This window comes from Pseudoblastomonas aquimaris, from assembly GCF_035481675.1.
Taxonomy (GTDB): domain Bacteria; phylum Pseudomonadota; class Alphaproteobacteria; order Sphingomonadales; family Sphingomonadaceae; genus Alteriqipengyuania_B.
Map to the genome: position 1 here is coordinate 1489620 of NZ_JAYJJW010000001.1, position 23827 is coordinate 1513446.

Consider the following 23827-nt stretch of genomic DNA (forward strand, 5'->3'; position numbering starts at 1 on the left):
CAGAGCCCGCCTGCAGTGGCGGGGTTGCCGTTGTATTCCTGTCTGATTAGACAACAAAAAAGGCACCGCATCCGTTCCGGATCGGGCCCGACAGCGCGCTGTATATGCCGAATCGCCGGAAAACGCAAGGCGCTCGCTCGCCGCGGCGCGGACACACGCGACTAGTCAGCCCATCGCGGCGCCGCTAAGGCGCGAACATATGTCTGCCGCCCCTTCCTTCATCCCCACCCTGTCGGTCGCCCTTGGCGGCGCGATGGGCGCTGCCGCGCGCTACCAGCTGGGGCGCGGCATGACCCGCTGGCTGGGGCCGGAGATGGTCAGCGTCTTCCCGTGGGCGACGCTGGCGGCGAACGCCGCGGGCAGCCTGCTGATGGGCATCCTCGCCGGCTATCTCGCGCGGCACGGCGCGGGCGGTGACCAGGCGCGGCTGCTGCTCGGCGTGGGCCTGCTGGGCGGGTTCACCACCTTCAGCGCGTTCAGCCTTGAATGCGTGCTGCTGATCGAGCGCGGTCAGCTGGGCCTTGCCGTGCTCTATGCCGTGCTAAGCGTGGCGCTGGGCATTTCGGCGCTGTTCTTCGGCCTCACGATGATGCGGGTGGCAGGATGAGCGCCGACGACACGAAAAACCCCGAAGACGAGGTGCGCCAGTTCACCGTTGCGGCGGACGACGACGGCATCCGCCTCGATCGCTGGTTCAAGCGCCACTTGCCGCAGATCGGCTTCGGCATGGTCAGCCGCTGGGCGCGCACCGGACAGGTGCGGGTGGACGGCAAGCGGGTGAAGCCGGACGATCGCCTCGCCGCAGGGCAGGTGCTGCGCGTGCCCCCGGGCGGGGCGGCAGCCAAACCGCGCAAGCCGGTCGAGCTGTCGGAGGAAGATCGCAGCCTTGCCGCCGATATCCTGATCAGGGAAACCAAGGCCGCGCTGGTGCTGAACAAGCCGCCGGGCCTCGCCACGCAGGGCGGCACCGGCACCACGCGCCATGTCGACCGGCTGCTGGATGCCTATGCGGATGGCGATGCACCGCGCCCGCGGCTGGTCCACCGGCTGGACAAGGATACCAGCGGCGTCCTGCTGATCGCCCGCACGCCGGGCAGCGCAGCGTTCTTTTCCAAGCGTTTTTCCGGGCGCAGCGCAAAGAAGATCTACTGGGCGCTGGTGGTTGGTGTGCCGGAAATCCACGAAGGGCTGATCGAGGCCCCGCTCGCCAAGCAGCCCGGCACCGGCGGCGAGAAGATGCATGTCGACGACGAGGGTGCGCCCGCCAAGACGCGCTACCGCGTCGTCGAGCGTGCCGGCAACCGGGCCGCCTGGCTGGAGCTGGAGCCGCTGACCGGCCGCACCCACCAGCTGCGCGTCCACTGCGCGGCGATGGGCCATCCGATCGTGGGCGACGGCAAGTACGGCGGGCAGGATGCCTTCCTGACCGGCAGCATCAGCCGCAAGATGCACCTTCACGCGCGCCGCCTGATCATCGATAGTCCCGGCGCAGGCAAGATCGACGTCACCGCCGAGCTGCCCGATCATTTCGCCGAATCGATGGAGCAGCTCGGCTTCGACCCTTCCCTGTCAGATGCCGCGCCGGAACAGGGCCCGCCCGAACGCAGCAAGGCGGAGAAGAAGCAGGCGGCGCGCCAGCACGCCAAGCAATACCGCAAGTCGCGCCGGGGCGAGCGCCGCAGCCGCGTGACCTCCCCGGCCAAGGGGGCCGCGAAGAAGAAACCGCCCAAGAAGCGCTGATGCATCCCAATCCCGCCTTCCGGCGCGACGAGCGCGCATTGCACGAGGCGCTGATCGACCAGGTCGGCTTCGGCATGGTTTTCCTGACCACGCCCGACGGGCCGCGCGTCGCCCACACCCCGCTCGTGTCGACGGGAGACGGCGCGGTGCAATTCCACCTCGCCCGCGCCAACGCACTGACCCGACACCTGCCGGGTGCAACCGCGCTGGCCGTGGTCAACGGGCCGGACGCCTATGTCTCCAGCCGCTGGTACGACGATCCGAACAAGGTGCCGACGTGGAACTACGTCGCGATCGAGCTGGAAGGGCCGGTGCGGCAGATGGAGGAAGAAGGGCTGGTCGGCCTGCTCGAAACCCTGTCTTCGCGGCATGAAGGGCGCATCGCTACCGGCGGGGAACCGTGGACGATGGACAAGCTGACGCCGCAGGCGATGCGCGCCCAGCTGCGCGGCATCGTGGGCTTCGAGATGGAAGTCATGGCCTGGCGCGAGACGATCAAGCTGTCGCAGAACCAGCCGGCGGACGAGCGCGAACGGGTCGCTGCCGCGCTGGAGGCCGAAGGCTCGCTCGGCGTTGCCGAACTGATGCGGACGCTGCCGTGAGCGGCCGCCTCGCCATCTTCGATTGCGACGGCACGCTCGTCGACGGACAGGCGGCCGTGTGCGAGGCGATGGAGCAGGCCTTCGCCCGGATCGGCGCCCCGCCCCCGCCGCGCAGCGCCATCCGCCGCATCGTCGGCCTCAGCCTGCCGCAGGCGGTTCGCCAGCTGATGCCGGATGGCGAAGATGCGGAGCGGGCCGAAGTGGTGGAAGCCTACAAGGAAAATTTCCGCGCAGCCCGCACCGAAGGCCGCCTGCACGAACCGCTGTTCGACGGGATCGAGGCGCTGCTCCGCCGCCTGCATGCCGATGGCTGGGCGCTGGCTGTCGCGACCGGCAAGTCCGACCGCGGGCTGGTCAGTTGCCTGACTGCGCACGGGATTATCGACCTGTTCTCCTCCCTGCAGACGGCCGACCGCCATCCGTCGAAGCCCGATCCCGCGATGCTGGCCGAAGCGATGTTCGAAACCGCCACCCCGCCTGACGACACGGTGATGATCGGCGATACGACGTATGATATCGCCGCCGCCACCAACGCGGGCGTGCGCGCCATCGGGGTCGAGTGGGGTTATCACGAGGCAGACGAATTGCTGGGCGCCGGCGCCATCGGCGTGGCGCGCGATATGGAGGAACTGGAGGCGATGATCCGTGGCTGACGACCCGAAGCAGCAGCAGAAAGACCCGGCCTTCGCGCGCTTCATGCTGATCCAGCTAAGCCGGCTGGTCGGCATCGTCATGGTTCTGGCAGGCTTGGCCATGGCGAACGGCGTGATCGGGCCGGCCCCGGTGGTCGGTTACGGCCTCATCCTCGCCGGCATAGTGGAGACCTTCGTGATCCCCGTCATCATGGCGAAGCAGTTCCGGAGCCCGAAGGAATGAAGCGTTTCTGGAAGGAAACCACGGTCGAGCAGGTCGATGGCGGCTGGCAGGTGGCGCTCGACGGGCGGCGCATCCGCACGCAGGGCGGTGCGCCGCAGATCGTGCCGACCCATGCGCTGGCGCAGGCGCTGGCGGACGAATGGCGGGCCCAGGGCGACAAGGTCGACCCCGCCGCCTTCCCGCTGCGCGACATGGCGGACTATGCCATCGACCACGTCGCGCGCGACCGCGCCGCCGTGACGGACAAGCTACTGCAGTTCCTAGAAACCGACACGCTCTGTTACCGCGCCGACCCGGACGAGCCGCTGTGGCGCAAGCAATCGGACGTTTGGGAGCCCTTGCTATCCGCATTCGAAGCGCGCGAAGGCGTGCGGCTGGAGAGAGTCAGCGGCGTCGGCTACCGCGCGCATCCGGAAGAGACGAAGGCCGCATTGGTCGAGAGCCTGGCGAAGCGCGACGCATTCACGCTGGCCGGGCTGCAGACCCTTGCCTCGCTCGCCGCATCGCTTTGCGTCGCGCTCGAGGCCAGCGAAGGCGGGGATACGCAAAGCCTGTTCGCGGCGGCAAATCTCGAAGAGGACTGGCAGGCGGAGCAATGGGGCTGGGACCCGGCTGCGCGCGAACGCCGCGACGGGCGCGAGGCGCAATTCGCGGCCGCCGCGCGGTTTATCGAATTGAGCAGGAAAGCCTAAGCGCCGCCAGCCCAGTCGGCCACGCCGATCGCAACTTCGTTGGCAGCCTGGTTGAGCGCCGGGCCAACCGCTGCGGCCTGCGGCGCGACGCCTGAGATACGGCTTTCGAAGCGGCGGGTGCGGACCACGTTCTCCCCCGTTGTCAGCATCGCGTCGAACCGCACGATGACGGAGCTGGTGGCCACATCGTACCCCATTTCGCGCAGCGTGCCGGTCAGCTTGGTGTCGGGCAGTACCTGCGCATTGCCGGTGTCGACCACCAGCCTGTCCGTCCGCGCACGCAGCGTTTCGGCGAGCAGCGTGGTGAACAGGCGCGTCGGCCGCTCCACCCACAGCGCGTCTTCCAGATAGGCGACGTTGGCCGCATCGATCTGCACCGGTACGCGCTGTACGGCGAGCTTCTTGGGCGCGTCGACCTCGCTCACGCCGATGGCCTGTTCGATCAGGCCGCTGCTGCCCGAACCCGCCGGGCGCATGACTTGCGGGGTGAGGTCGAAGAGGCTTTCGGGCGGATCGTCGCCGAAGCTGATGCAGGCGGAAAGCGCTGCGACGACCGGCAAGGCAACCAGCATGCGGATCGATTTCATGGTCTTGTTCCCGGTCGTGGTCATGGCTTGTAATCCGGCAGCTTCTCGCTCCCGATCAGGCTGGTCGCACCTTCGTCCTCCAGCCGTTCGACGATCGCACGCAGCGACTGGCTGGTCCGCTGCAGGTCGCGCAGCGTGGCTTCGGCAGCCGGCAGTGTCTCGTTGTTCACGCGGGCGGCGGCGGGCTGCACGGAGGCAAGCGTCGCTTCCAGTTCGCGCGTTGCGCCTTCCGCTGCCTGCAGCGTCTGGCGCAGGCTGGCCGCGATGGCGGGCGCTTCGGCGCTGACGCCATCGACGGCGCCGGTCGCGCTGCGGAGCAAGCCTTCGGCCTCTGCCAGCGTCTGCGTGCCCTGGTCGGTCGCCCGCTGCAGGGCGTTCAGCGTCTCGGTGATTTCGGGCGCCTGGTCGGCGATCTGGTCGGTCAGGCGCTGGGTGTTGTTGAGGATGCCGGCGATCGAGGCCTGGTTCTCGTCCGACAGCAACATCGTCAGCCGCTCCGTCAGCGTAGCAACGCGTTCGAGCAGTAGCGGCGCGTTCGCCAGCAATTCGCCGAAACCGCCCGGCTTGTACGGGATGACCGGCACACCTTCCGGCCCCGGTTCGGTAATCGGCGGCGCGTCCTTGCGCGCGCCGTCGAGCTGGATGGTCGATACGCCGGTGAAGCTGCCCAGCACGGTCGCCGTGGTGCCCTGCAGGATCGGCACGCCTTCCTTCACCCGGATGCGCACGCGCACGAATTCGGGGTCCTGCGGCCACAGTTCGATTTCCTCGACCTGGCCCACCGGCACGCCGGAAAAGCTGACCTGGCTGCCGTTGGCGAGCCCGTCGACGCTGGTCTTGAAGAAGATGTCGTAGCGTTGCTGGTCGTCCTTGCCGAGCCCGGCGAGCACGATGATCGCCGCCGCCAGTGCCGCCAGCAGGGCGAGCGTGACGACACCGACCCACAGATGGTTTGCGCGAGTTTCCATTGCGGCCCTATTCCCCGTTTTCCGGACGCTTGTCCATGGCTGCGGCATCCGCTTTCGCGGCCTCCGCCCTCTCTGCATCCAACTTGTCGGCATCGCCGGTGGTCTTGCCTTCGAGAGCGGCGCGTCCGCGCGGCCCGTTGAAATAATCCTCGATCCACGGATGGCCGGTCTGCTTCAACTCCGGGATCGTACCAACCGCGATGACCTTCTTGTCCGCCAGCACCGCCACGCGGTCGCAGATCTCGTAGAGCGAATCGAGGTCATGGGTGATGAGGAATACGGTAAGCCCCAGCGTCTGCTGCAGGTTGCGGGTCAGCTCGTCGAACTTGGCCGCGCCGATCGGGTCGAGACCGGCGGTCGGCTCGTCGAGGAACAGCAGTTCCGGATCGAGCGCGAGCGCACGGGCGAGGCCGGCACGCTTCTTCATGCCGCCCGAAAGCTCGCTCGGGTATTTGTTCGCCGCCTCTTCCGGCAGGCCGGACAGGCGCACCTTGTAGCGCGCGATCTCGTTCATCAGCCACGGTTCGATGTCGGGGTAGAATTGCTTGAGCGGCACCTGCACGTTTTCGCCAACCGTCAGGGTGGAGAACAGGGCGCCGCCCTGGAACAGCACGCCCCAGCGGCTGCGCACGCCGATTTCCTCGTCCGGTTCGGCTTCCGTCATCGACTTGCCGAAGACCTCGATATCGCCTTCGCTCGGCTGTTGCAGCCCGATGATGGAGCGCATCAGCACCGACTTGCCGGTGCCCGAGCCGCCGACGACGCCGATGATCTCGCCCCGCTTCACGTCGAGGTCGAGCCCTTCGTGGACCACCTGATCGCCGAACGCGTTGCGCAGGCCACGCACGCGGATCGGGTATTCGCCGCGGAAGCGCCCGTGGCGGTGGCGCAGCACGTCGGCGGACTTGGGATCCATCAGCCTGGTCATGCCCAGCCCACTTCGCTGAAGAAGATCGCGAAGAACGCGTCGAGCACGATGACGGCGAAGATGCCCTGTACCACGGCGGTGGTGGTGCGCAGGCCGACCTGTTCGGAATCGCCCTTCACCTGCATGCCCTGGTAGCAGCCGGTGAGCGCGATGATGAGGCCGAACAGCGGCGCCTTGATGAGGCCGACCCACAGGTCGTAGGTCGGAACCACTTCCTGCACGCGGGAAAGGAAAGTGGCGAAGGGGATGCCCAGCGTCAGCGAGGACACGAATGCGCCGCCGATGATCGCCATCACGCTGGCGTAAAAACCGAGCAGCGGCATCATGAACACGATGGCAAGGATGCGCGGCACAACCAGCGCTTCCATCGGCGAAATGCCGATCGTGCGCATCGCGTCGACTTCCTCGGTCAGCTGCATCGTGCCGATCTGCGCGGCAAAGGCGCTGCCGGAACGGCCCGCGACCATGATCGCGGTCATCAGCACGCCCAGTTCGCGCAGACACAGCCTGCCGGTAAGGTTGATGGTGTAGATTTCCGCGCCGAACTGGCGCAGTTGCACCGCGCCCTGCTGCGCGACGACGATGCCGATCAGGAAGCTCATCAACCCGACAATGCCGAGCGCGGAGACCCCGATCAGCTCCATCTGGCGAACCAGCGCCTTGCTGCGGAAACGGCTGGGGTGGCGGATGACGGCGCCCAGCGCGGAAATCGCCGCACCGAAGAAGCCGACCATGTCGCGCGTGCCGTAGCCGAAATTGATGACCTTGTCGCCGGTTTCGCCCATCACGCGCTGCATGACCGGGGCGCGTTCGGCGCGCACGTCGATTTCCTCACCCTCGTCGCTCTGCACCGCTTCGATCAGGCGGGTGGCGCGTTCGTCCGCGCCTTCGATCGATGCATCGTGCCGGGCGGCCACGGACCAGGCGAGATAGGCGCCGACCGTGTCGATCTCCTCCACGCCCGAAAGGTCCACGCGGCGCACCTCGCCGTCGAGCGCGCGGACCGACTGGTCCACCTCGCCCACCGTGCTGACCAGCCAGTTGCCTTCCAGCACCAGTGTGCCGTCGTCGTCCTGCCGGAAAAGTGCCCCGTCGCTCATCGCGGGCGCTTATGCGGGGTTTCGCAGGGCCTTACAAGCGTTTGCACGGGCCCGCTTGTAATGGCGCAGGGCCGCTGGCAATGCCGCCTGCATGACGAGCGAAAAGAATACCGCATCCGGCAACACCCTCGCCACCACCTTCGATCCGGCGGAGATCGAGGCCCGCTGGTACGCGCACTGGGAAGAAAACGGCCTGTTCCGCCCGGAACGGCCCGATGCCGAGCCATTCACAATCATGCTTCCGCCGCCGAATGTGACGGGCAGCCTGCATATCGGCCACGCGCTCGACCACACTTTGATGGATATCGTGACCCGCTACGAACGCTTGCGTGGCAAGGACGCGCTGTTCCTGCCCGGAATGGACCATGCGGGTATCGCGACACAAATGGTCGTGGAACGGCAGTTGGAAGCGAAACAGGATAAGCGGACGAACTACAGCCGCGAGGAATTCGTCGACAAGGTCTGGGACTGGAAGGCGGAAAGTGGCGGTATGATCCTCGACCAGATGCGTCGGCTCGGCGAATCCGTGGCGTGGGACCAAGAAGCGTTCACCATGAGCGACCATTTCACCAAGGCCGTGCTGAAAACCTTCGTCGACCTATACAACGACGGCCTCATCTACCGCGACAAGCGGCTGGTGAACTGGGACCCAAAGCTGAAAACCGCGATCAGCGACCTGGAGGTCGAAACGCAGGACGTCGCCGGGCATTTCTGGCACTTCAAGTACCCGCTCGAAGACGGTGTGACCCTGGCGAACGGGCAGGATTACATCGAGGTCGCCACCACCCGCCCCGAAACGATTCTGGCCGACATGGCGGTTGCCGTCCACCCGACCGACGAACGCTATGCTAGGGTCGTCGGCAAGCACGTGGTCCTGCCGCTGACGGGCCGCCGCGTACCGATCGTGGCGGACGAGCATGCCGACCCAGAACTTGGCAGCGGCGCGGTGAAGATCACGCCGGGGCACGATTTCAACGACTTCGAGGTCGGCAAGCGCGCGGGCTTCCAGCCGGCCGACATGCTCAACATGCTCGATGCCGAAGCGAACGTCTGCCAGACGGCCGACGGGCTGGTGCCGGACGAATTCATCGGCCTGCACCGCTTCCGCAACATCCACCTTGCCGGCGAAAGCAAGGGCGCGCGCGAGCTCGTGGTCCAGCGGATGAAGGAACAGGGCTACCTGATCCCGCACATCGCGAAGACGAAGAAGGGCGAGGAGCAGGAACTCGACGCCGAGCCGCGCACCATCGCCACCCCCTTCGGCGACCGCGGCGGCGTGGTCATCGAACCGTGGCTGACCGACCAGTGGTACGTCGATGCGGCGAAGCTGGCGGTTAAACCCATCGAGGCGGTGAAGACCGGCGCGGTCGAGATCGTCCCGAAAAGCTGGGAGAAGACCTTCTTCAACTGGATGGAGAACATCCAGCCGTGGTGTGTGTCTCGCCAGCTTTGGTGGGGCCACCGGATCCCGGCGTGGTACGATGGTGATGGCAACGTGTTCGTCGCCGAAACCGAAGATGAAGCGCAGGCGTTCGCCGGGTCAGGCGTGGAACTGACGCGCGACGACGACGTCCTCGACACGTGGTTCTCCTCCGCCCTGTGGCCCTTCGCCACCCTCGGCTGGCCGGAACGGACGGACCTGCTCGCCAAACACTACCCCAACGACCTGCTGGTTTCCGGCTTCGACATCCTGTTTTTCTGGGATGCGCGGATGATGATGATGGGGCGCTACCTGACCGGGCAGGACCCGTGGCCGCGCCTCTACCTGCACGGGCTGGTGCGCGCCGCCGACGGGTCCAAGATGTCGAAGTCGAAAGGCAACGTGGTCGATCCGCTCGGCCTGATCGACACGTACGGCGCCGATGCGCTGCGTTTCTTCATGGCGGCAATGGAAAGCCAGGGCCGCGACATCAAGATGGATGACAAGCGGGTGGAGGGTTATCGCAACTTCGCCACCAAGCTGTGGAACGCGACGCGTTTCTGCCAGTCGAACGGCATCGGCGCGAGCGAGACCATCGCCGCGCCTGAAGCGAAGCTGGCCGCCAACCAGTGGATCATCGGCGAGGTCGCAAAGACGGTCGAGGTGCTGGAAGCGGCGATGGCCGACCTTAGGTTCGATGCGGCGGCCAACACGATCTACCACTTCACGTGGGACCGGTTCTGCGACTGGTATCTCGAGCTTATCAAGCCGGTCTTCGCGGACGGCGCGAGCGAGGCAGCGGCGGCGGAAACCCGCGCCGTCGCCGGCTGGGCGCTCGACCAGATCCTCGTCATGCTGCACCCCTTCATGCCCTTCATCACCGAGGAGCTGTGGTCCAAGCAGGGGGACCGGGCGAACTATCCGCTCATCACCGCCAAGTGGCCGGAGCCGCAGGCATCGGTGAACCCGCAGGCGGTCGCGGCGATCGACTGGGTCATTACCCTGACCACGGCGACCCGGGGTGCGCGCAACGAACTGGGCATTTCGCCGGGCGAGAAGCTGGCGGCCTTTATCGCCAGCCCCTCCCCGGTCGCGGCGGGCGTGATCGAGCGCAGCAGCGCCGCGATCGAGCGGCTGGCGCGGCTTACCCCCGTCACCGTGGGCGAGGCGCCCGCAGGCCCCGCGATGCAGGTCATCGCGGGCGACGATGTTGTCATCGTGCCGCTCGACGGCGTGATCGATATCGAGGCAGAACGCAGCCGCTTGTCGAAAGCGCGGGAAGCCTCCGCCAAGGAAGCGAAATCGCTCGAAGGCCGGCTCGGCAACGCAAACTTCGTCGAGCGCGCCAAGCCGGAAGCCGTCGAAAAGGCGCGCGCCGACCTCGCCCACCACACCGCCGAGGTCGAACGGATCGACGCGGCACTCGCGCGGCTGGGATAACAGGCGCGTGAAGCTCGTCCTCGCCGCGATGGAGGCCGGTGGCGGGCCGGAGATCTTCGCCGCGTTGCAGGGCGAAGGGGCGAGCATGGGGCGGCCCGTCGCCTTCGTCCGCCTGTCGCGCTGCAACCTTGCCTGCGTGTGGTGCGACACGCCGTACACCTGGCATTTCGAAGGCGACGAACGCCCGCACGAAAGCGGGGAGGAATGGCCGCGCAAGCCCAACCAGGTGACGCTGGATGTCGCCGATGTGGCGGAGCGTATTCTGGCGCTGGGGCAGGACCGGCTCGTCATAACGGGCGGCGAACCGCTGCTTCAGGGCGCGGCGCTGGCAGAACTGGTCGCCCTGCTGCCCGACATGACGCTGGAGATCGAGACCAACGGCACCACCACCGCGCCGCCGCCGCTCGACATTCGCATCGACCAGTACAACGTCAGCCCCAAGCTCGCCCACAGCGGCAACCCGCGCGAGCTGGCGCTGGTCGCCGAGCGGCTGGACGCCTACGCCACCGATCCGCGCGCCTTCTTCAAGTTCGTGATCCAGCGCGAGGAGGACCTTGATGAGGTGCTGGCGCTGAAGGAACGCTATCGGTTCCCGAACGAACGCACGTTCCTGATGCCCGAAGGCACCAGCAGCGAAATGCTGCGCTGGCGCGCCACCTGGCTGGAGCAGCTGTGCCTGAAACACGGTTTGCGCTTCAGCGACCGGCTGCACATCCATATCCACGGCGACACGCGGGGGACCTGAGGTGAAACGCGCGGTCATCGCGCTCGGCATCATATGGGTGGCGGCGCTGCACGGGATTGCGGCGTTGGCCTTCTTCGCGCCGCACCTGCTGCCGGACCAGAGCTGGCGCCTCGGCCTCAATCCGCCGGAGCCGACCGCCTATGTGGCGGAGCGGCATCGCTATCTCGTCAACCTTGACGCGCAGGGCGAACCGGGCGGTATCGTGCTGATCGGCACAAGCCACCTGGAGGGCATGGACCCTGCCCTCCTCGGCCGGCCGGTCCGCAATTACGCGATCGGCACCGACACTTTGCGCAATATCGCCGCGCGGGTGGGCGACTATCGCAAGCTGGGCAGTGCGCGCGCCATCGTGCTGCATGGTGGCTACAACGATATCAAGTACCGCAATGTCGATGCGATCGTGGCGGACTACGGCGCGGTCCTGGCTGCCCTGCCGCCGGAAACACCGATCGTTTCGCTACCGTTGCTACCCGTCGCGGACGAGGGACTACGCTCCACAATTACCGGCATCAATGCGGGCATCGCGCAGCGGTGCGAGGCCGATGCGCGCTGCACCTTCGTGGATGTGACGGAAAGGTTGGTCGATGCCGATGGCGGCCTGTCGCCGGCGCTGGAGCGCGGCGACGGAGTGCACCTCAACCGTGCAGGATACCGTGCGCTGGCAGCCGAATTACGACCTGCACTTGAGGCGCCGGCCCCGCGGCAATAGCGCCTACTTGCCCTGGCTGCGCCAGCGGTCGACCGTGCGGATGACGAGGTCTTCCTCGCCGCCCGACTTGCTCCACAGATCGACGAAGCTGGGATCGTCGGACGCCGGGCGCTTCACTTCTTCGAGATTGTCGAAGCTGACGCGGATCGGGATCGACACGCCTTCGCCGCAGATAATGCATTCGCGGTTGCGCAGCGCCGGGATCGAATCGAGGAATCCGCGGCTGCCTTCCGGCATGGCGGCGCGCACGAAATCCTGGTCGCGGTCGTTGTTCAGGCGCATAGAGATGATCGTGCCGCACTGCGACAGCACGCCTTCGGCAAGGTCGGAGGGGCGCTGGGTGATGAGGCCCAGGCTGATGCCGTACTTGCGGCCTTCCTTGGCGATGCGGCTGAGGATCGTGCCGACGGAGGAACCGTCCGCGTTCTTCTCGTTCGGCACGTAGCGGTGGGCTTCCTCGCACACGAGCAGGATGGGCTTGGTCGCCTCGTTCCGGCCCCAGATCGCGAAGTCGAACACCAGGCGGCTGAGCACTGCGACCACCGTACTGGTGATGTCCGACGGCACGCCCGACACGTCGATGATGGAAATCGGCTTGCCGTCCGAAGGCATGCGGAAGATCTTCGAAATGAAGTCCGCCATCGTGTCGCCCACCAGCATGCCGGAGAACATGAACTGGTAACGCGGATCGGCCTTCAGCTCGTCGATCTTGGTCTTGATGCGCATGAACGGGGCGGAGCTGGACGCCTTGTCGAGCTTGCCCATCTCGTCCTGGATGATGCCGGTCAGGTCGCTGAGAAGGTACGGGATCGGCGAATCCACCGTGATCTTGCCGAGCTGTTCGGCCAGCCGGTTCTTCGACCGCGCCTTCAGCAGGCACTTGGCGAGGATGTCGCTGTCTTCCTGGAACTCCTTGCCCTCGGTCGACAGCAGGACTTCGCAATGTTCCTCGAAATTGAGCAGCCAGTACGGCATCTGGAGGTTGTCGACGTCGAAGATCACGCCCGTGTTGCGGAAGGCCGCCGAATATTCGCCGTGCGGATCGATCATCACGATGTGGCCTTCGGGCGCGGCATCGCAGATCTTGTGCAGGATCAGCGCAGCGCTGGTCGACTTACCGGTACCGGTCGAACCCAGCAGCGCGAAGTGCTTGCCGAGCATGGCATCGATATAGATGCCGGCGCGGATATCCTTGGTAGGATAGACGGTACCGACGCGGATCGAGCTGCGCCCGTCGGAGGCGTAGATCTGCTTGAGGTCGGCCGTGGTGGCGGGATAGACCATCGCGCCGGGGATCGGGTAGCGGGTCACGCCGCGGCGGAAGCCATGGATGCGCCCGGTCAGCTTTTCTTCCTGCCCTTCACCGAGGAAATCGATGCCGGCGATGATCCCGCCGCCCTGGCGCCGGTCCTGCCGCTGGTCGCGCACGTTGGCGAGCAGCCAGCCGTCGGCGGCGCGGATCTTGACCTGGCTACCCACCTGACCGGCGAGCGCGATGGAGGGGTCGCCGTCCTTGGCGCATTCGTTGAGGCGCTTTGGGTCGAGCGCGATCTGCGAACCGGACCCGGCGATTTCGAGGACGACGCCGATGGGCGTCACATTGTCCGCCGGTTCGGCCTGGTCGACGCTTTTCGGTGCGGCAGCGGCAGGCGCAGGTTTGGCGGCAGGTTGCGCGGGCGCTTCCGCGCGGGCCGGTGCAGGCTGCGGCGCTTCGCCTGCAGGTGCCCGGCGGATCGCGGAACCCAGCCCACCCGCGGGCTGCGCGGCAGGTCGCCCGGTGTCGACATCCCCCGTGGGAGCGTTACCGTGCGCGGCGGGAGAAAAACGCTGGTGACCCATATCGGTCATCGAAAAACCTTCCTGACGATTGCCCGTATTCGCCATCGGGTTACGGCGGGATTGGTTAAATTGGCGCTAAGATTTGGCGGCCTGCGGCGACCGCAAATCGCCTAGATGAATGCGAACAGGCGGCCCGCGATCCAGCCCAGCAGGATCGACAGGCAAATCGCCAGCAGCCCGTACCAGAACCCGCTGTCGAGCGCGAAAAGCTCCACATCCCGCTCGAACCCGGTCTTGCGCACCTCCACCTCCGACACGGCGGAGGCGAGGACGCGGCCGTCACGGATGGCGAAAGTCTCTGCCGTGTAAGTGCCGGCTGACACGTTCGACGGCAGCGGGATGCGCGCTTGGTAAAGTACGTCGTCGCTGATCGTAACGCCGCTCGCCTGCTCGAAAAACAGGCCCTGTTCGCTGCGCAAATCGACGAGTCCCGCGGCGAAGCGGGCCTGTTCTTCGGGGTCGATGGCGCCGACCGGCGACAGCTGCAGCCAGCGCAGGCCGAGCTCGTAGATCGCCGCCGTCTTGTCGTCGACAATGGCCGGGATGGGGCGCGAGGATGCCACGGCGTAAAAGCTGGGGGCGGACCGGAATTCGGTAGAATCCGCATTCATCCACACGCCGAAGATGCGGTCCTTTTCGCGCAGGCGGATCGCCTCGGTCGGGCCTTTCAGGACCACGGCGATATCGTATTGCCCGCCGGCGCGGGTGCCGGCGGGATCGAGGATGGCGCCGAAGAGCAGCAGTTCGGTGCCGGTAAAGCCCTGCTGCAGCGCGACTTCGTGCTGGGAAACTTCGGGCACCAGGATCGGCTCGCGCTGGGCGGTGCACAGGACGAGCGCGAGGATGGCTAGCAGCAGCCTCATAGCGGGTCGACCGTGTAGATGTCCGCCGGCGTCACACCAAGGTCGAACACCATCTTGAGGGCCAGCGCCAGGACGATGGCGGCCAGCACCAGGCGCAGGATTTCGGGCTTCGCGCGCGAGGCGAACTTGGCGCCCAGCTGCGCGCCGGTGACCGATCCGAACAGCAGGATCGCGGCGAGCACGATGTCCACCGCCCGGGTGGTCAGCGCGTGCATCATCGTGGTCGCCATCGTCACGAACAGGATGACGAACAGCGAGGTGCCGACCACCACGCCTGCGCTCATGCCGAGGATGTAAAGCATCGCCGGGACCATGATGAAGCCGCCGCCTACCCCCAGCAGCATCGTCAGAACGCCGACCAATATGCCCAGCACCAGCGGGGCGATGGGCGAGATGTAGAGGCCGGAGGCATAGAAGCGCCAGCGGAACGGCAGGGTCGCCACCAGCGGGTGGTGCCGGCGGCGCGCCGCCTTGCGCCCCTCCCCCCCGCGCTGGCGGCGTAGCGCGTCCATCCCTTCGCGCGCCATCAGCGTGCCGATGCTGGTGAGCAGGATGACGTAGAGGATGTTGATGACCGTATCGATCTGGCCGAGCGAGCGCAGGAAGTTGAACAGCAGCGCGCCGATCCCGGTGCCCAGCACGCCGCCCGCGACGGTGACGAGGCCCATCCGGTAATCGACCCCGCTGCGCCGCGTGTGGGCGAACACGCCGGAGACGCTGGCGCCGGTCACCTGGCTGGCAGCGGACGCGGCGGCCACGGTGGGCGGCACGCCATAGAAGATCAGCAGCGGGGTCGTCAGGAACCCGCCGCCCACGCCGAACATACCCGAAAGGATGCCGGTCACCCCGCCCAGCGCCAGGATCACCCAGCCGTTGACGGCGAGATTGGCGATGGGGAGGTAGATATCCATGGGCCGCCCAGCCGTAACCGCCGCAGCCCGCTAACGGAAGCGGCGAAGCGCCTTTGTGAGCGGGTTTTCGCGCCTCGCCCGCCCGGTCAGAAGCCGAAAGTGACGGTCACGGCCGGCCCGGATGCAGGCGCGGCCTCGCCCGCGACGCGAAAGCGCCATTCGAACGCCACTTGCGCGGCGGGCTGCCCGAGGTCCAGTTGCATGGTCGCGCTGGGGCCGATGTCCAGCCTTGCCGCGCCTTCCTGCGCCCCGCCCCACGCGCCGCCGCCGGCCCGCACGCGCACTGCGCCACCGCCGAACGTAGCAACCTCGCGGTCGATCCGCGCCTGCCCGTCGGCGAATGCGGTCGCGTCGCGGCCCGTCACGTAGCCGCCCTGCAGGTAGGCCTCGCCCCGCAAGCCGAGCGGAAGGCTCTGTACGGGCAATTCAGTCCACGCGAGCGCCGCCGCGCGCGTGTCCGCGCCGCCGCGGACTTCCCGCACGCGCCCTTCGACCGCCGCCACCACCGGCACACGGGCAAGCGGCCGTGCGCTCAGGCCGAGCGCGAGCTCGCTATCCGCAGCGGTACGCGCCAGCGAGCGGTTGACCCGCGCGTAAGCGGTCGGGCGATTGTCGCTGTCGCCGAGCCGGTAACGCACGACGGCGCCAGCTTGGCTGCCCCCGTAGGACGGCGAAAGCGACGATAGGGCGGCGGAATAACCTTGGCGGGCGAGCAGCCAGGCGCCGGCGGACCAGCGGCTCGTGGCTCGTTGGTCGATGACATAGGCTGGCGACAGCGGGCCGGCGGGACGGATCGAAGACAGAGGAATATTCAAAAGCCTCGAAGGCTTTGGACTCGCAGCGGGGGGCGATCCGTCGGTCTCGCTTGGAAAGTCGGCCGTCAGAACCGCAAAAGGTATGTGGGCCTCAAGCGGCGGCGAACTCTCGTTCCGAACAACTGAACGACCAATCCCAGAAACGACAGAGGGCCCACTGGAACCGGAAGGATTTGCGTATTGGGTATGTCGCTCCCTCAGTAAAATGGGAGTCTCACTCGCGACGACTAACGGTGGCGCGAAAAACGCTGGCGCCTCAGGTTCCGGTCCTCCCCACGCGACGAGGCGGATCGCGAGCCAGGTGGCCGCGATCATGGCAAGTGCGAAAAGAGGCTGACCCCGGCGCGTGGGGACCGATGTGGCAGTCATCTATGCGCTTCGCCAGCCCAAGAAATTGCCGGATGGTCGAAATGTTCGGTCTTGTCCCAGATCGCGGGGCCGCCACGCAAGGTGCGCCAGTACGCCGCCATCGCGCGGCGCGCGGCGATGATCGCGATGATGTTGGCGATGGGGATACGCGCCACGGCTAGGAGGCCCTGCGCAAGCCCGTACTCCCGCGCGGTGAAGGCGAGCCGGTTGAGTGCCCGCCATGCGAAGAACGCGAGGTTGACGGCCACGATCGTCTCCGCAACCGGATCGAGGCGGTAAGGCCGATCCGCGCCTGCGAAGCCTGCCAGCATCAAAATTCCCGAGACCACCAGCAGCGCATAGGCTGCCGCCAGCACCAGCGCCGTGAAGGGCCCGCGCCGGTCGCGCAGCCGCATCCACAATTCGCGCGCGGAACGGGCCCAGCCGAGCCGGTCCCACCCCTGGAAAGCGATCCCGTGCAGCCAACGCGTCTTCTGCCGGACCGCATCGCCCAATTCGGCGGGGAAATAGGAGCTGGTGGCGACCAGTCGTCCGCTTTCGTCGCGCGCGCGCAGGAACATCGTGCGGCCGCCCCCTTGCGCGATCGACAGGCCGAGCTCGTAGTCCTCGGTCAGAGAGTCGGCGGCGAAGGGCGCGCCGTGCCGGCCGGCGGCGCGGGCCACGCGCTCCAGCGCCATCCGGTCGATGGCGCAGCCGACGCCGGCACCGGGCAGCCCCGCCCCCAGCGCAGAGCGGACCACCATCCCTTTCGCGTGGGCTTCCGCGAATTCATCGGCGTAGTGACCGGCAATGAACTGGCCGTCCGCAGGGATGGCGGGCAGGACCGGAAGCTGGACGAATTCCGCGCTGTCCAAGGCACGGTCGAGCAGCGCCAGGGCGGCGGGATGCACCATGTCCTCCGCATCGTGCATCACCACCATGCGCGTTCGCGCGGCTTCGCGTGCCTCGTCCTGCACGATCGCCCGGTACAGCCGGTTGAGGCAATCGGCCTTGGTCGTGGGGCCGAACGCGGAATGGACGATCAACCTCAGCCGCGGATCCCCGCCAGCGGCCCGCTGGACTGCGGCGATGGTCGCCGCATCGTTGCGATAAGTGCCGACGTAGACGCGCATGTCGGCATGAGGCCAGGCAGCAAGCATGTGGCGCACGGTGGTCCCGATCACGGCAGCTTCGCGCCAAGCGGGAATGACGACGGCCACCGGACCGCTGAGCGCAGTGTCGCGCGCGATCGCGGTTTCGACACGCGCAGTCCGCGCCCGCCCTGTCAGCCGCAGCCACGCCCATGCGAAATCCACGCCCAGGTCGTCGAGCGCGCCGATGATGAAAAACGTTCCGGCAAACAGCACCAGCTCGCGCTCGACCAGCGCCAGTGCGGCGAGCAGCTGCGACCCGTCGATTTCCAAAGCGCGACCCCCGTAAATCCCCTTAGCTCAACGTAGTAACGCCATCCGGGCGCAAGGCAACTGCGGCAAGATAGGGCAGGTGTAGCCCCCGGCGGCTCGCTCCGGGCTTGCATTGGCGCGGCATTTGCGAAAGAGGGGCCGCCATGGCTGCCGCACCTGTATTTTTCGCCCGGGCCATCCGGCCCTTCAAGGCGCTGTTCGTCAGCGATGCCTTTGCCGGCATCCTGCTCATTTTCGTGGCCGCCGCCGCCATGATCGTGGCCAACACCGGCCTGTCGCACGCCTATCACGAACTGTTCCATGGGCGCCTGGCCTGGACCCCGATCCCCAAGCTCGACACGCTGCACCTGTGGATCAACGACGGGCTGATGGCGATCTTCTTCTTCGTCGTCGGGCTGGAGGTGAAGCGGGAGCTGATTGCGGGCAGCCTGGCCGATCCCAAGGCGCGCCGCCTGCCGGTGCTGGCCGCTGCTGCGGGCATGGCCGCGCCCGCCGCCGTCTTCCTGTTCCTCGTCGGCGGCAACGCCAATTTGCATTCCGGCTGGGCCATCCCGGCCGCGACCGACATCGCCTTTGCGATGGGCGTCGTCGGGTTGCTGGGCACGCGCGTGCCCGGACCGCTGCGCCTCTTCCTGCTGACTGTCGCCATCGTGGACGATATCGGCGCGGTCGCGATCATCGCGCTCGCCTATACGCCCAATATCAAGCTGGTATGGCTGATCGCTTCGTTGGTGGTGCTGGCGGTCATGATCGGGATGAACCGCGCCCATGTGAGCCGCATCGCGCCCTATATCCTGGCCGCGCTCGTGCTGTGGGTCTGCGTGCTCTTTTCGGGCGTCCACGCCACGATTGCAGGCGTCGTCGCCGCCCTGACCATCCCCATGAAACGCCGCGACGGCCGGTCGATGCTGGAGAACATCGAACACGCGCTGGTGGGCTGGAATGCCTACCTCGTCGTGCCGGTGTTCGGCTTCGCCAACGCCGGGGTCGATATCCGCGAACTGGGGCTCGATGCGCTGCTCGACCCGCTGCCGCTGGCCGTGGCCGCCGGCCTGGTGGTGGGCAAGCAACTGGGCATATTCTCCGCCGTCTACGCCGCCGACCGTGTCGGTTTCGCGCGCAAGCCGGATGGCTGCAGCTGGGTGGAAATGTGGGGCGTGACGATCCTGTGCGGCATCGGCTTTACCATGTCGCTGTTCATCAGCGGCCTCGCCTTCCCCGGCTTCCCGGTGCTGGTGGAGGAAGCCAAGATCGGCATCCTGCTCGGCTCGCTGATATCGGCGCTGCTCGGTTACGGCGTGCTGCGCCTGACAACGAGGCATCCGGAAATGGCGAACCCGCAGGCGGGCTGACCCCTACCGATCGGCTGCCTACCAGCTGCCGGTGTTCTGCATGCTGGCCCAGGGTTCCTGCGGCTCGAGATAGCCTTCCTGCAGCAGCTCCACCGAAATCCCGTCGGGCGAGCGGACGAAGGCCATGTGCCCGTCGCGCGGGGGGCGGTTGATCGTCACCCCGGCGTCCATCAGGCGCTGGCAGGTGTCGTAGATATCCTCGACGCGGTAGGCGAGGTGGCCGAAATTGCGCCCGCCCGAGTATTCTTCCGGCGCGCTGCCGTCTTCCGGGGGCCAGTTGTAGGTGAGCTCCAGCTCGGCCACGCCTTCCTGTCCCGGTGCGGCCATGAAGACCAGCGTGTATCGCCCGCCTTCGCTGTCGGCACGGCGCACCTCCTCCAGCCCGATTAGCCGGAAGAATTCGATGGCGGCATCCGGGTCCGCGACCCGGATCATGGTGTGGAGATATTTGGCCATCGGCCTGCCCTTTCGCCCGGAAGTTGCGGTGAACGTGGTCACCGCGCTAGGCGAAGGGCAGGCCGGCTGGCAAGGCCCCGCGATAGGTCAGGGCGAAGGGATCAGAAGGTGACCGAGTAGCTCACCGAGCCGACAATCGCATCATCTGTGAAGTCTTCCACGTCGAGTCCGTCGGTCGCGATGTAGCTGACGCCGAAGTCGAGCCCGAAGGGCGTCGAATAGCCGAGACCGACCGAATAGTCCCAGCCGTTGTCGCTGGTCCCGCCGGCGAGCAGGTCGGGCGCGAGGACGCCGTCGGTATAGCCGGCGTGCGCGCTGACGGTGAGCGGCGTGTTCGGGATGCCCGCGCCGAGATCGAGCGAGACGTAGAGATTGTCCTCGTCGCCCAGCGATTCCTGGTCGGGCGCGTAATACACCCCCACGCCCGCTTCCACCGGGCCGAGCTGCGCGCCGAGCTTCGCATAGGGCTCGTAGTAATCGGCCGGACCGTCGCCGGTGGGATAGGCATAATAGGTCGCACCGACATCGAGGCTCACCAGCGGGGTGATCTGCGTGGCGAAGCCGGCATAAAGATCCACCTCGACTTCGCCGAACGTATCGCCGCCCACGATGTTGGAGGCCCAGGTTCCGATGTAGAAGCCGCTTTCGTGCGCGATATCGAGGCCGCCCTGCACGGCCGGATCGCCTTCCGTCAGCGAAACGCCGCGGAAGCGGTAGTCGGTCACCACGCCGATGTTGGCGGACACTTCGACCGGACCCGGTACGTCGGTGTCCTGCGCAAAGGCGGCGGGGGCGGCAAGCATGCCGGTGGAGAGAGTTGCTGCGGCGAGGATACCGCGAATGGACGTGCGCATATTATGCTCCTGTTACGGAAAAGATCGCTTCGTCCCACCTGCTGCCGGGGCCGGCCGCCTCGTTGTCGAATGGGCGATCCTGTACCTCGAACGCAACAAACTTGGCGGTTTTTGCTGCGCCGCACAAGGAAAATTGCGCATATCGCGATTCTGGCCGCGCGGCAGTTGCAGTTCCGCAACGGCGGGGCGATATGGGCGCCATGTTGAAGGGTTTGCGCAAACTGATGGGCGGTTCGTCCCGCCCGCTGCCGGCAGTGCCGCCGGGCGAGCGCGTGTACGCGATCGGTGACATCCACGGCTGCCTCGAACACCTCGATGCCCTGATCGAAGGTATCGATGCCGACATCGCCGCCCATCCGGTGGACACGGTACACCTGATCCTCCTCGGCGACCTCGTCGACCGCGGGCCGGATTCGAAGGGCGTGGTGAAGCGCGCGATGCAGCTGGCGGAGGAACGCGGTGCCCGCGTCCTGGGCGGCAATCACGAGGACATGTTCCTGCTCGCCTTCAAGAAGCCGAGCGCGCTGCGCAGCTTCCTGCGTTACGGCGGGCGCGAAACGCTGCTGAGCTACGGCATCGACAAGAAGGAACTGCGCGAGAGCGAGATCGAGGAATTGCAGGCGATGATGGAAGAGCGCGTGCCGAAAAAGCACCGCAAGTTCCTCAAGGGCCTCGGCGACCAGCTGCGCATCGGCGACTATGTCTTCGTGCACGCCGGGATCGATCCCGACATACCGCTCGCCGAGCAGCGCACCCACGACATGCGCTGGATTCGCGAACCCTTCCTCAGCTTCGATGGCGAGCACGAGGCGGTGATCGTCCACGGCCACACGATCACCGACGGGATCGACGTACGCCGCAATCGGATCGGCGTCGATACGGGCGCATACGACAGCGGGGTGTTGACCGCCCTCGTTTTGGAAGGCACCGAGCGGCGCATCCTGTCTACCAAGACAAAGAAGGGCGGCATCAAGGTGCTGTCGCAAGAGGTTTGAGCACATGAAGATTGCAATGGTTGGTTCGGGCTATGTCGGCTTGGTGTCGGGCGCATGCTTCGCCGATTTCGGGCACGAGGTGGTCTGCATCGACAAGGATCCGGGCAAGATCGCCAAGCTGAAGGACGGCGTGATGCCGATCTACGAGCCGGGCCTTGCCGAGCTGGTCGAAAGCAACGTGAAGGCAGGCCGGCTCAGCTTCACCACCGACCTTGCCGAAGGCATGGCCGATGCCGCCGCGATCTTCATCGCCGTGGGCACGCCCAGCCGCCGGGGCGACGGGCACGCCGACCTCACCTTCGTCTATCAGGTGGCCGAGGAAGTCGGCGGCAATTTGAAGACCCCGGCCGTCATCGTGACCAAGTCGACCGTGCCCGTCGGCACCGGCGACGAAGTGGAGCGGATCGTCGGCGAACAGGGCAGCGGCGTCGACTTCGCCGTCGTATCCAACCCCGAATTCCTGCGCGAAGGCGCGGCCATCGGCGATTTCAAGCGCCCCGACCGCATCGTCATCGGCGCCGACAGCGACCTTGGCCGCGAAGTCATGCGCGAAGTCTATCGCCCGCTGTTCCTCAACGAAGCGCCGATCCTGTTCACCTCGCGCCGCAGTGCGGAGCTGATCAAGTATGCCGCCAACGCCTTCCTCGCCACCAAGATCACCTTCATCAACGAGATGGCCGACCTGTGCGAAAAGGTGGGCGCCAACGTTCAGGACGTCAGCCGCGGCATCGGGATGGACAACCGCATCGGGTCGAAGTTCCTCAACGCCGGCCCAGGGTATGGCGGATCGTGCTTCCCCAAGGATACGCTCGCTCTGCTGAAGACGGCGGAGGATTACGACAGCCCGACGCGCATCGTCGAAGCGGTCGTCAAGGTGAACGACCACCGCAAGCGGGCGATGGGCCGCAAGGTCATCGATGCGCTGGGCGGCGCCGAGAACGCGCGCGGCAAGCGCGTGGCGCTGCTGGGCCTCACTTTCAAGCCGAACACCGACGACATGCGCGACAGCCCGGCGATCGCCATCGCGCAGGCGCTGGTCGATGCGGGCGTGAAAGTGGCTGCCTACGATCCCGAAGGCATGGAGCTCGCCAAGCCGCTGATGCCCGATGTCGAGATGATGGACGATCCCTACGCCGCGATCGAAGGCGCCGATGCCATCGCGCTCGTGACGGAATGGGACGCATTCCGCGCGCTCGACCTCGACCGGGTGAAGGACATCGCCGCCAGCCCCGTGCTGGTCGACCTGCGCAATGTCTACCGCGCCGACGAAATGGCGGCCAAGGGCTTTACCTACACGAGTATCGGCCGCGGCTGATTACCGGGCGCGCCCCGGTATCGCACATCGCTAACCAAACCAGCGGGCGCGGTTTTGCGCCTTGCCGAGCGCGAAGAGCGCCGCGACCACTACCAGCGCAGCGGCGGCGACGGCGGCTCCCGCCACCTCGCCCGCGCGCTGGCCGCCGCCGTTGTAAATGCCGAAAAGCGCCCACAGGAACACTACCGCGTACCACGGATTGCCCGCGCCGCGCAGGATGGCGAGGCTGGCGATCAGCCCGCCGACGATGACGACGCCGGCGGCCAGCAAGGGCTCGGGATCCGCGCCGCCGACGCCGTAATAGGTCAGGGTGGAGGCATAGTTCACGATGGTCGCTGCGGTCAGCCATGCCGCCAGCGCGCTCAGGGGCAGCACCGCGCACCACCGCTCGCCCGCCGTGAAACGATGCGGCCAGCCGGCGAATGTGCGGTAAATCGCCAGCAGGCACAGCAAAGTCGCGGTGATGATCACGGCGGAGATCGCGGTGATGTCGGCCAGCTGCGTATACAACGCCCACAGGCCGTTACCGGCAAAGGCGCCTGCCGCATACCAGCCGATCCGGTCCAGCAGCTTGCTGCGATGCTGTGCCGGCAGCCCCTGGTAGATTGCGAACACCACGGTGCCGAAGAACAGCGGCCCCCAGATCGCGAAGGCCCACCCGACCGGGGTGATCAGCGTGCGGACATCGTCCGACCGGCTGCCGATCGCCTCGCCGATGCCGAACTGCGGCAGGGTCGTCGCCCCGATCTGGAAGACCACGGCCAGCACGATGGCCGCCCGTTGCATTGTGCTGCGATAGGTTTGGTCGTGAGTTTCCATGCCGCCTCAATGGCCGCAGGGGCGCGCGG

At 66.8% G+C, this 23827-nt stretch carries 24 protein-coding genes; 12 read left to right on the forward strand and 12 right to left on the reverse strand.

Annotated features, from left to right (window positions below):
- The first annotated feature begins 199 nt into the window (after nucleotides 1-199).
- Genes crcB through VCJ71_RS07375 form a run of 6 tightly spaced genes read left to right on the forward strand, consistent with a single transcriptional unit; the run spans nucleotide 200 to nucleotide 3910 of the window.
- The gene (crcB, locus tag VCJ71_RS07350; RefSeq protein WP_324640124.1) at nucleotides 200-607 is read left to right on the forward strand and encodes a fluoride efflux transporter CrcB; all 408 of its coding nucleotides are present in this window, start codon (nucleotides 200-202) and stop codon (nucleotides 605-607) included.
- Nucleotides 604-1740: an RluA family pseudouridine synthase gene (locus VCJ71_RS07355; RefSeq protein ID WP_324640126.1), complete on the forward strand. Its 1137-nt coding sequence runs from the start codon at nucleotides 604-606 to the stop codon at nucleotides 1738-1740. Before crcB ends, VCJ71_RS07355 begins: the two co-directional genes overlap by 4 nt.
- On the forward strand, nucleotides 1740-2342 hold the full coding sequence (locus VCJ71_RS07360; RefSeq protein WP_324640127.1) for an FMN-binding negative transcriptional regulator: 603 nt from the start codon (nucleotides 1740-1742) through the stop codon (nucleotides 2340-2342). The genes VCJ71_RS07355 and VCJ71_RS07360 overlap by 1 nt, the downstream gene beginning before the upstream one ends.
- Entirely contained in the window at nucleotides 2339-2995 is a 657-nt protein-coding gene (locus VCJ71_RS07365; RefSeq protein WP_324640129.1) for an HAD-IA family hydrolase, read from the forward strand. The genes VCJ71_RS07360 and VCJ71_RS07365 overlap by 4 nt, the downstream gene beginning before the upstream one ends.
- The gene (locus VCJ71_RS07370) at nucleotides 2988-3218 is read left to right on the forward strand and encodes a hypothetical protein (RefSeq protein ID WP_324640130.1); all 231 of its coding nucleotides are present in this window, start codon (nucleotides 2988-2990) and stop codon (nucleotides 3216-3218) included. The genes VCJ71_RS07365 and VCJ71_RS07370 overlap by 8 nt, the downstream gene beginning before the upstream one ends.
- Entirely contained in the window at nucleotides 3215-3910 is a 696-nt protein-coding gene (locus tag VCJ71_RS07375; protein WP_324640131.1) for an ATP12 family chaperone protein, read from the forward strand. The genes VCJ71_RS07370 and VCJ71_RS07375 overlap by 4 nt, the downstream gene beginning before the upstream one ends.
- On the opposite strand, the gene VCJ71_RS07380 is transcribed toward VCJ71_RS07375, so the two are convergent.
- Genes VCJ71_RS07380 through VCJ71_RS07395 form a run of 4 tightly spaced genes read right to left on the reverse strand, consistent with a single transcriptional unit; the run spans nucleotide 3907 to nucleotide 7493 of the window.
- Nucleotides 3907-4521, reverse strand: coding sequence for an ABC-type transport auxiliary lipoprotein family protein (locus tag VCJ71_RS07380; protein ID WP_324640133.1), 615 nt, complete (start codon nucleotides 4519-4521; stop codon nucleotides 3907-3909). The genes VCJ71_RS07375 and VCJ71_RS07380 overlap by 4 nt on opposite strands.
- Nucleotides 4518-5465, reverse strand: coding sequence for an MlaD family protein (locus tag VCJ71_RS07385; protein ID WP_324640135.1), 948 nt, complete (start codon nucleotides 5463-5465; stop codon nucleotides 4518-4520). Before VCJ71_RS07385 ends, VCJ71_RS07380 begins: the two co-directional genes overlap by 4 nt.
- Nucleotides 5466-5472: 7 nt before the next feature.
- Nucleotides 5473-6393: an ABC transporter ATP-binding protein gene (locus tag VCJ71_RS07390; protein ID WP_416379146.1), complete on the reverse strand. Its 921-nt coding sequence runs from the start codon at nucleotides 6391-6393 to the stop codon at nucleotides 5473-5475.
- Nucleotides 6390-7493 (reverse strand): ABC transporter permease, encoded by a 1104-nt coding sequence (locus tag VCJ71_RS07395; RefSeq protein WP_324640137.1) that lies wholly within the window; start codon nucleotides 7491-7493, stop codon nucleotides 6390-6392. Before VCJ71_RS07395 ends, VCJ71_RS07390 begins: the two co-directional genes overlap by 4 nt.
- A gap of 91 nt (nucleotides 7494-7584) precedes the next feature.
- Here VCJ71_RS07395 and VCJ71_RS07400 point away from each other — a divergent pair, with 91 nt between their 5' ends.
- Genes VCJ71_RS07400 through VCJ71_RS07410 form a run of 3 tightly spaced genes read left to right on the forward strand, consistent with a single transcriptional unit; the run spans nucleotide 7585 to nucleotide 11807 of the window.
- On the forward strand, nucleotides 7585-10353 hold the full coding sequence (locus VCJ71_RS07400) for a valine--tRNA ligase (protein ID WP_324640139.1): 2769 nt from the start codon (nucleotides 7585-7587) through the stop codon (nucleotides 10351-10353).
- Between the two features lie 7 nt (nucleotides 10354-10360).
- Nucleotides 10361-11098, forward strand: coding sequence for a 7-carboxy-7-deazaguanine synthase QueE (locus tag VCJ71_RS07405; RefSeq protein ID WP_416379147.1), 738 nt, complete (start codon nucleotides 10361-10363; stop codon nucleotides 11096-11098).
- A gap of 1 nt (nucleotide 11099) precedes the next feature.
- Nucleotides 11100-11807, forward strand: a complete 708-nt coding sequence (locus VCJ71_RS07410) for a GDSL-type esterase/lipase family protein (RefSeq protein ID WP_324640141.1) — start codon at nucleotides 11100-11102, stop codon at nucleotides 11805-11807.
- Between the two features lie 3 nt (nucleotides 11808-11810).
- Here VCJ71_RS07410 and VCJ71_RS07415 read toward each other — a convergent pair whose 3' ends face one another.
- From VCJ71_RS07415 to VCJ71_RS07435, 5 genes are all read right to left on the reverse strand, one after another.
- Entirely contained in the window at nucleotides 11811-13655 is a 1845-nt protein-coding gene (locus VCJ71_RS07415; RefSeq protein ID WP_324640143.1) for an ATP-binding protein, read from the reverse strand.
- A 101-nt stretch (nucleotides 13656-13756) separates the two neighbouring features.
- On the reverse strand, nucleotides 13757-14509 hold the full coding sequence (locus tag VCJ71_RS07420; protein WP_324640144.1) for a TIGR02186 family protein: 753 nt from the start codon (nucleotides 14507-14509) through the stop codon (nucleotides 13757-13759).
- A complete protein-coding gene (locus VCJ71_RS07425) occupies nucleotides 14506-15420 on the reverse strand; it encodes a sulfite exporter TauE/SafE family protein (protein WP_324640145.1) in 915 nt (304 codons plus the stop codon). Before VCJ71_RS07425 ends, VCJ71_RS07420 begins: the two co-directional genes overlap by 4 nt.
- Before the next feature lie 86 nt (nucleotides 15421-15506).
- Nucleotides 15507-16058: a hypothetical protein gene (locus tag VCJ71_RS07430; RefSeq protein WP_324640146.1), complete on the reverse strand. Its 552-nt coding sequence runs from the start codon at nucleotides 16056-16058 to the stop codon at nucleotides 15507-15509.
- A gap of 542 nt (nucleotides 16059-16600) precedes the next feature.
- Nucleotides 16601-18007: a glycosyl transferase family protein gene (locus VCJ71_RS07435; RefSeq protein WP_324640148.1), complete on the reverse strand. Its 1407-nt coding sequence runs from the start codon at nucleotides 18005-18007 to the stop codon at nucleotides 16601-16603.
- Between the two features lie 143 nt (nucleotides 18008-18150).
- On the opposite strand from VCJ71_RS07435, the gene nhaA reads away from it, so the two are divergent.
- On the forward strand, nucleotides 18151-19359 hold the full coding sequence (gene nhaA, locus VCJ71_RS07440) for a Na+/H+ antiporter NhaA (protein ID WP_324640150.1): 1209 nt from the start codon (nucleotides 18151-18153) through the stop codon (nucleotides 19357-19359).
- 18 nt (nucleotides 19360-19377) lie between these two features.
- Here nhaA and VCJ71_RS07445 read toward each other — a convergent pair whose 3' ends face one another.
- Together VCJ71_RS07445 and VCJ71_RS07450 are read right to left on the reverse strand one after the other, a co-directional pair.
- Nucleotides 19378-19815: a VOC family protein gene (locus VCJ71_RS07445; RefSeq protein ID WP_324640151.1), complete on the reverse strand. Its 438-nt coding sequence runs from the start codon at nucleotides 19813-19815 to the stop codon at nucleotides 19378-19380.
- Nucleotides 19816-19916: 101 nt separating this feature from the next.
- Complete coding sequence (locus tag VCJ71_RS07450) at nucleotides 19917-20669, reverse strand: TorF family putative porin (RefSeq protein WP_324640153.1); 753 nt, start codon at nucleotides 20667-20669, stop codon at nucleotides 19917-19919.
- Nucleotides 20670-20869: 200 nt separating this feature from the next.
- On the opposite strand from VCJ71_RS07450, the gene VCJ71_RS07455 reads away from it, so the two are divergent.
- Both VCJ71_RS07455 and VCJ71_RS07460 read left to right on the forward strand, forming a co-directional pair.
- Nucleotides 20870-21664, forward strand: a complete 795-nt coding sequence (locus tag VCJ71_RS07455; RefSeq protein ID WP_324640155.1) for a metallophosphoesterase family protein — start codon at nucleotides 20870-20872, stop codon at nucleotides 21662-21664.
- Between the two features lie 4 nt (nucleotides 21665-21668).
- Nucleotides 21669-22979, forward strand: coding sequence for a UDP-glucose dehydrogenase family protein (locus tag VCJ71_RS07460; RefSeq protein ID WP_324640157.1), 1311 nt, complete (start codon nucleotides 21669-21671; stop codon nucleotides 22977-22979).
- Nucleotides 22980-23009: 30 nt separating this feature from the next.
- On the opposite strand, the gene VCJ71_RS07465 is transcribed toward VCJ71_RS07460, so the two are convergent.
- Nucleotides 23010-23798, reverse strand: coding sequence for a hypothetical protein (locus VCJ71_RS07465; RefSeq protein WP_324640159.1), 789 nt, complete (start codon nucleotides 23796-23798; stop codon nucleotides 23010-23012).
- Nucleotides 23799-23827: the final 29 nt, after the last annotated feature.

Excerpts from the sequence above, each read along its gene's own strand:
- crcB (WP_324640124.1), top strand. The coding sequence starts at position 200 with ATGTCTGCCGCCCCTTCCTTCATCCCCACCCTGTCGGTCGCCCTTGGC.
- VCJ71_RS07355 (WP_324640126.1), top strand. The coding sequence starts at position 604 with ATGAGCGCCGACGACACGAAAAACCCCGAAGACGAGGTGCGCCAGTTC.
- VCJ71_RS07360 (WP_324640127.1), top strand. The coding sequence starts at position 1,740 with ATGCATCCCAATCCCGCCTTCCGGCGCGACGAGCGCGCATTGCACGAG.
- VCJ71_RS07375 (WP_324640131.1), top strand. The coding sequence starts at position 3,215 with ATGAAGCGTTTCTGGAAGGAAACCACGGTCGAGCAGGTCGATGGCGGC.
- VCJ71_RS07380 (WP_324640133.1), bottom strand. The coding sequence starts at position 4,521 with ATGACCACGACCGGGAACAAGACCATGAAATCGATCCGCATGCTGGTT.
- VCJ71_RS07385 (WP_324640135.1), bottom strand. The coding sequence starts at position 5,465 with ATGGAAACTCGCGCAAACCATCTGTGGGTCGGTGTCGTCACGCTCGCC.
- VCJ71_RS07390 (WP_416379146.1), bottom strand. The coding sequence starts at position 6,393 with ATGACCAGGCTGATGGATCCCAAGTCCGCCGACGTGCTGCGCCACCGC.
- VCJ71_RS07395 (WP_324640137.1), bottom strand. The coding sequence starts at position 7,493 with ATGAGCGACGGGGCACTTTTCCGGCAGGACGACGACGGCACACTGGTG.
- VCJ71_RS07400 (WP_324640139.1), top strand. The coding sequence starts at position 7,585 with ATGACGAGCGAAAAGAATACCGCATCCGGCAACACCCTCGCCACCACC.
- VCJ71_RS07415 (WP_324640143.1), bottom strand. The coding sequence starts at position 13,655 with ATGACCGATATGGGTCACCAGCGTTTTTCTCCCGCCGCGCACGGTAAC.
- VCJ71_RS07420 (WP_324640144.1), bottom strand. The coding sequence starts at position 14,509 with ATGAGGCTGCTGCTAGCCATCCTCGCGCTCGTCCTGTGCACCGCCCAG.
- VCJ71_RS07425 (WP_324640145.1), bottom strand. The coding sequence starts at position 15,420 with ATGGATATCTACCTCCCCATCGCCAATCTCGCCGTCAACGGCTGGGTG.
- nhaA (WP_324640150.1), top strand. The coding sequence starts at position 18,151 with ATGGCTGCCGCACCTGTATTTTTCGCCCGGGCCATCCGGCCCTTCAAG.
- VCJ71_RS07445 (WP_324640151.1), bottom strand. The coding sequence starts at position 19,815 with ATGGCCAAATATCTCCACACCATGATCCGGGTCGCGGACCCGGATGCC.
- VCJ71_RS07450 (WP_324640153.1), bottom strand. The coding sequence starts at position 20,669 with ATGCGCACGTCCATTCGCGGTATCCTCGCCGCAGCAACTCTCTCCACC.
- VCJ71_RS07455 (WP_324640155.1), top strand. The coding sequence starts at position 20,870 with ATGTTGAAGGGTTTGCGCAAACTGATGGGCGGTTCGTCCCGCCCGCTG.
- VCJ71_RS07460 (WP_324640157.1), top strand. The coding sequence starts at position 21,669 with ATGAAGATTGCAATGGTTGGTTCGGGCTATGTCGGCTTGGTGTCGGGC.
- VCJ71_RS07465 (WP_324640159.1), bottom strand. The coding sequence starts at position 23,798 with ATGGAAACTCACGACCAAACCTATCGCAGCACAATGCAACGGGCGGCC.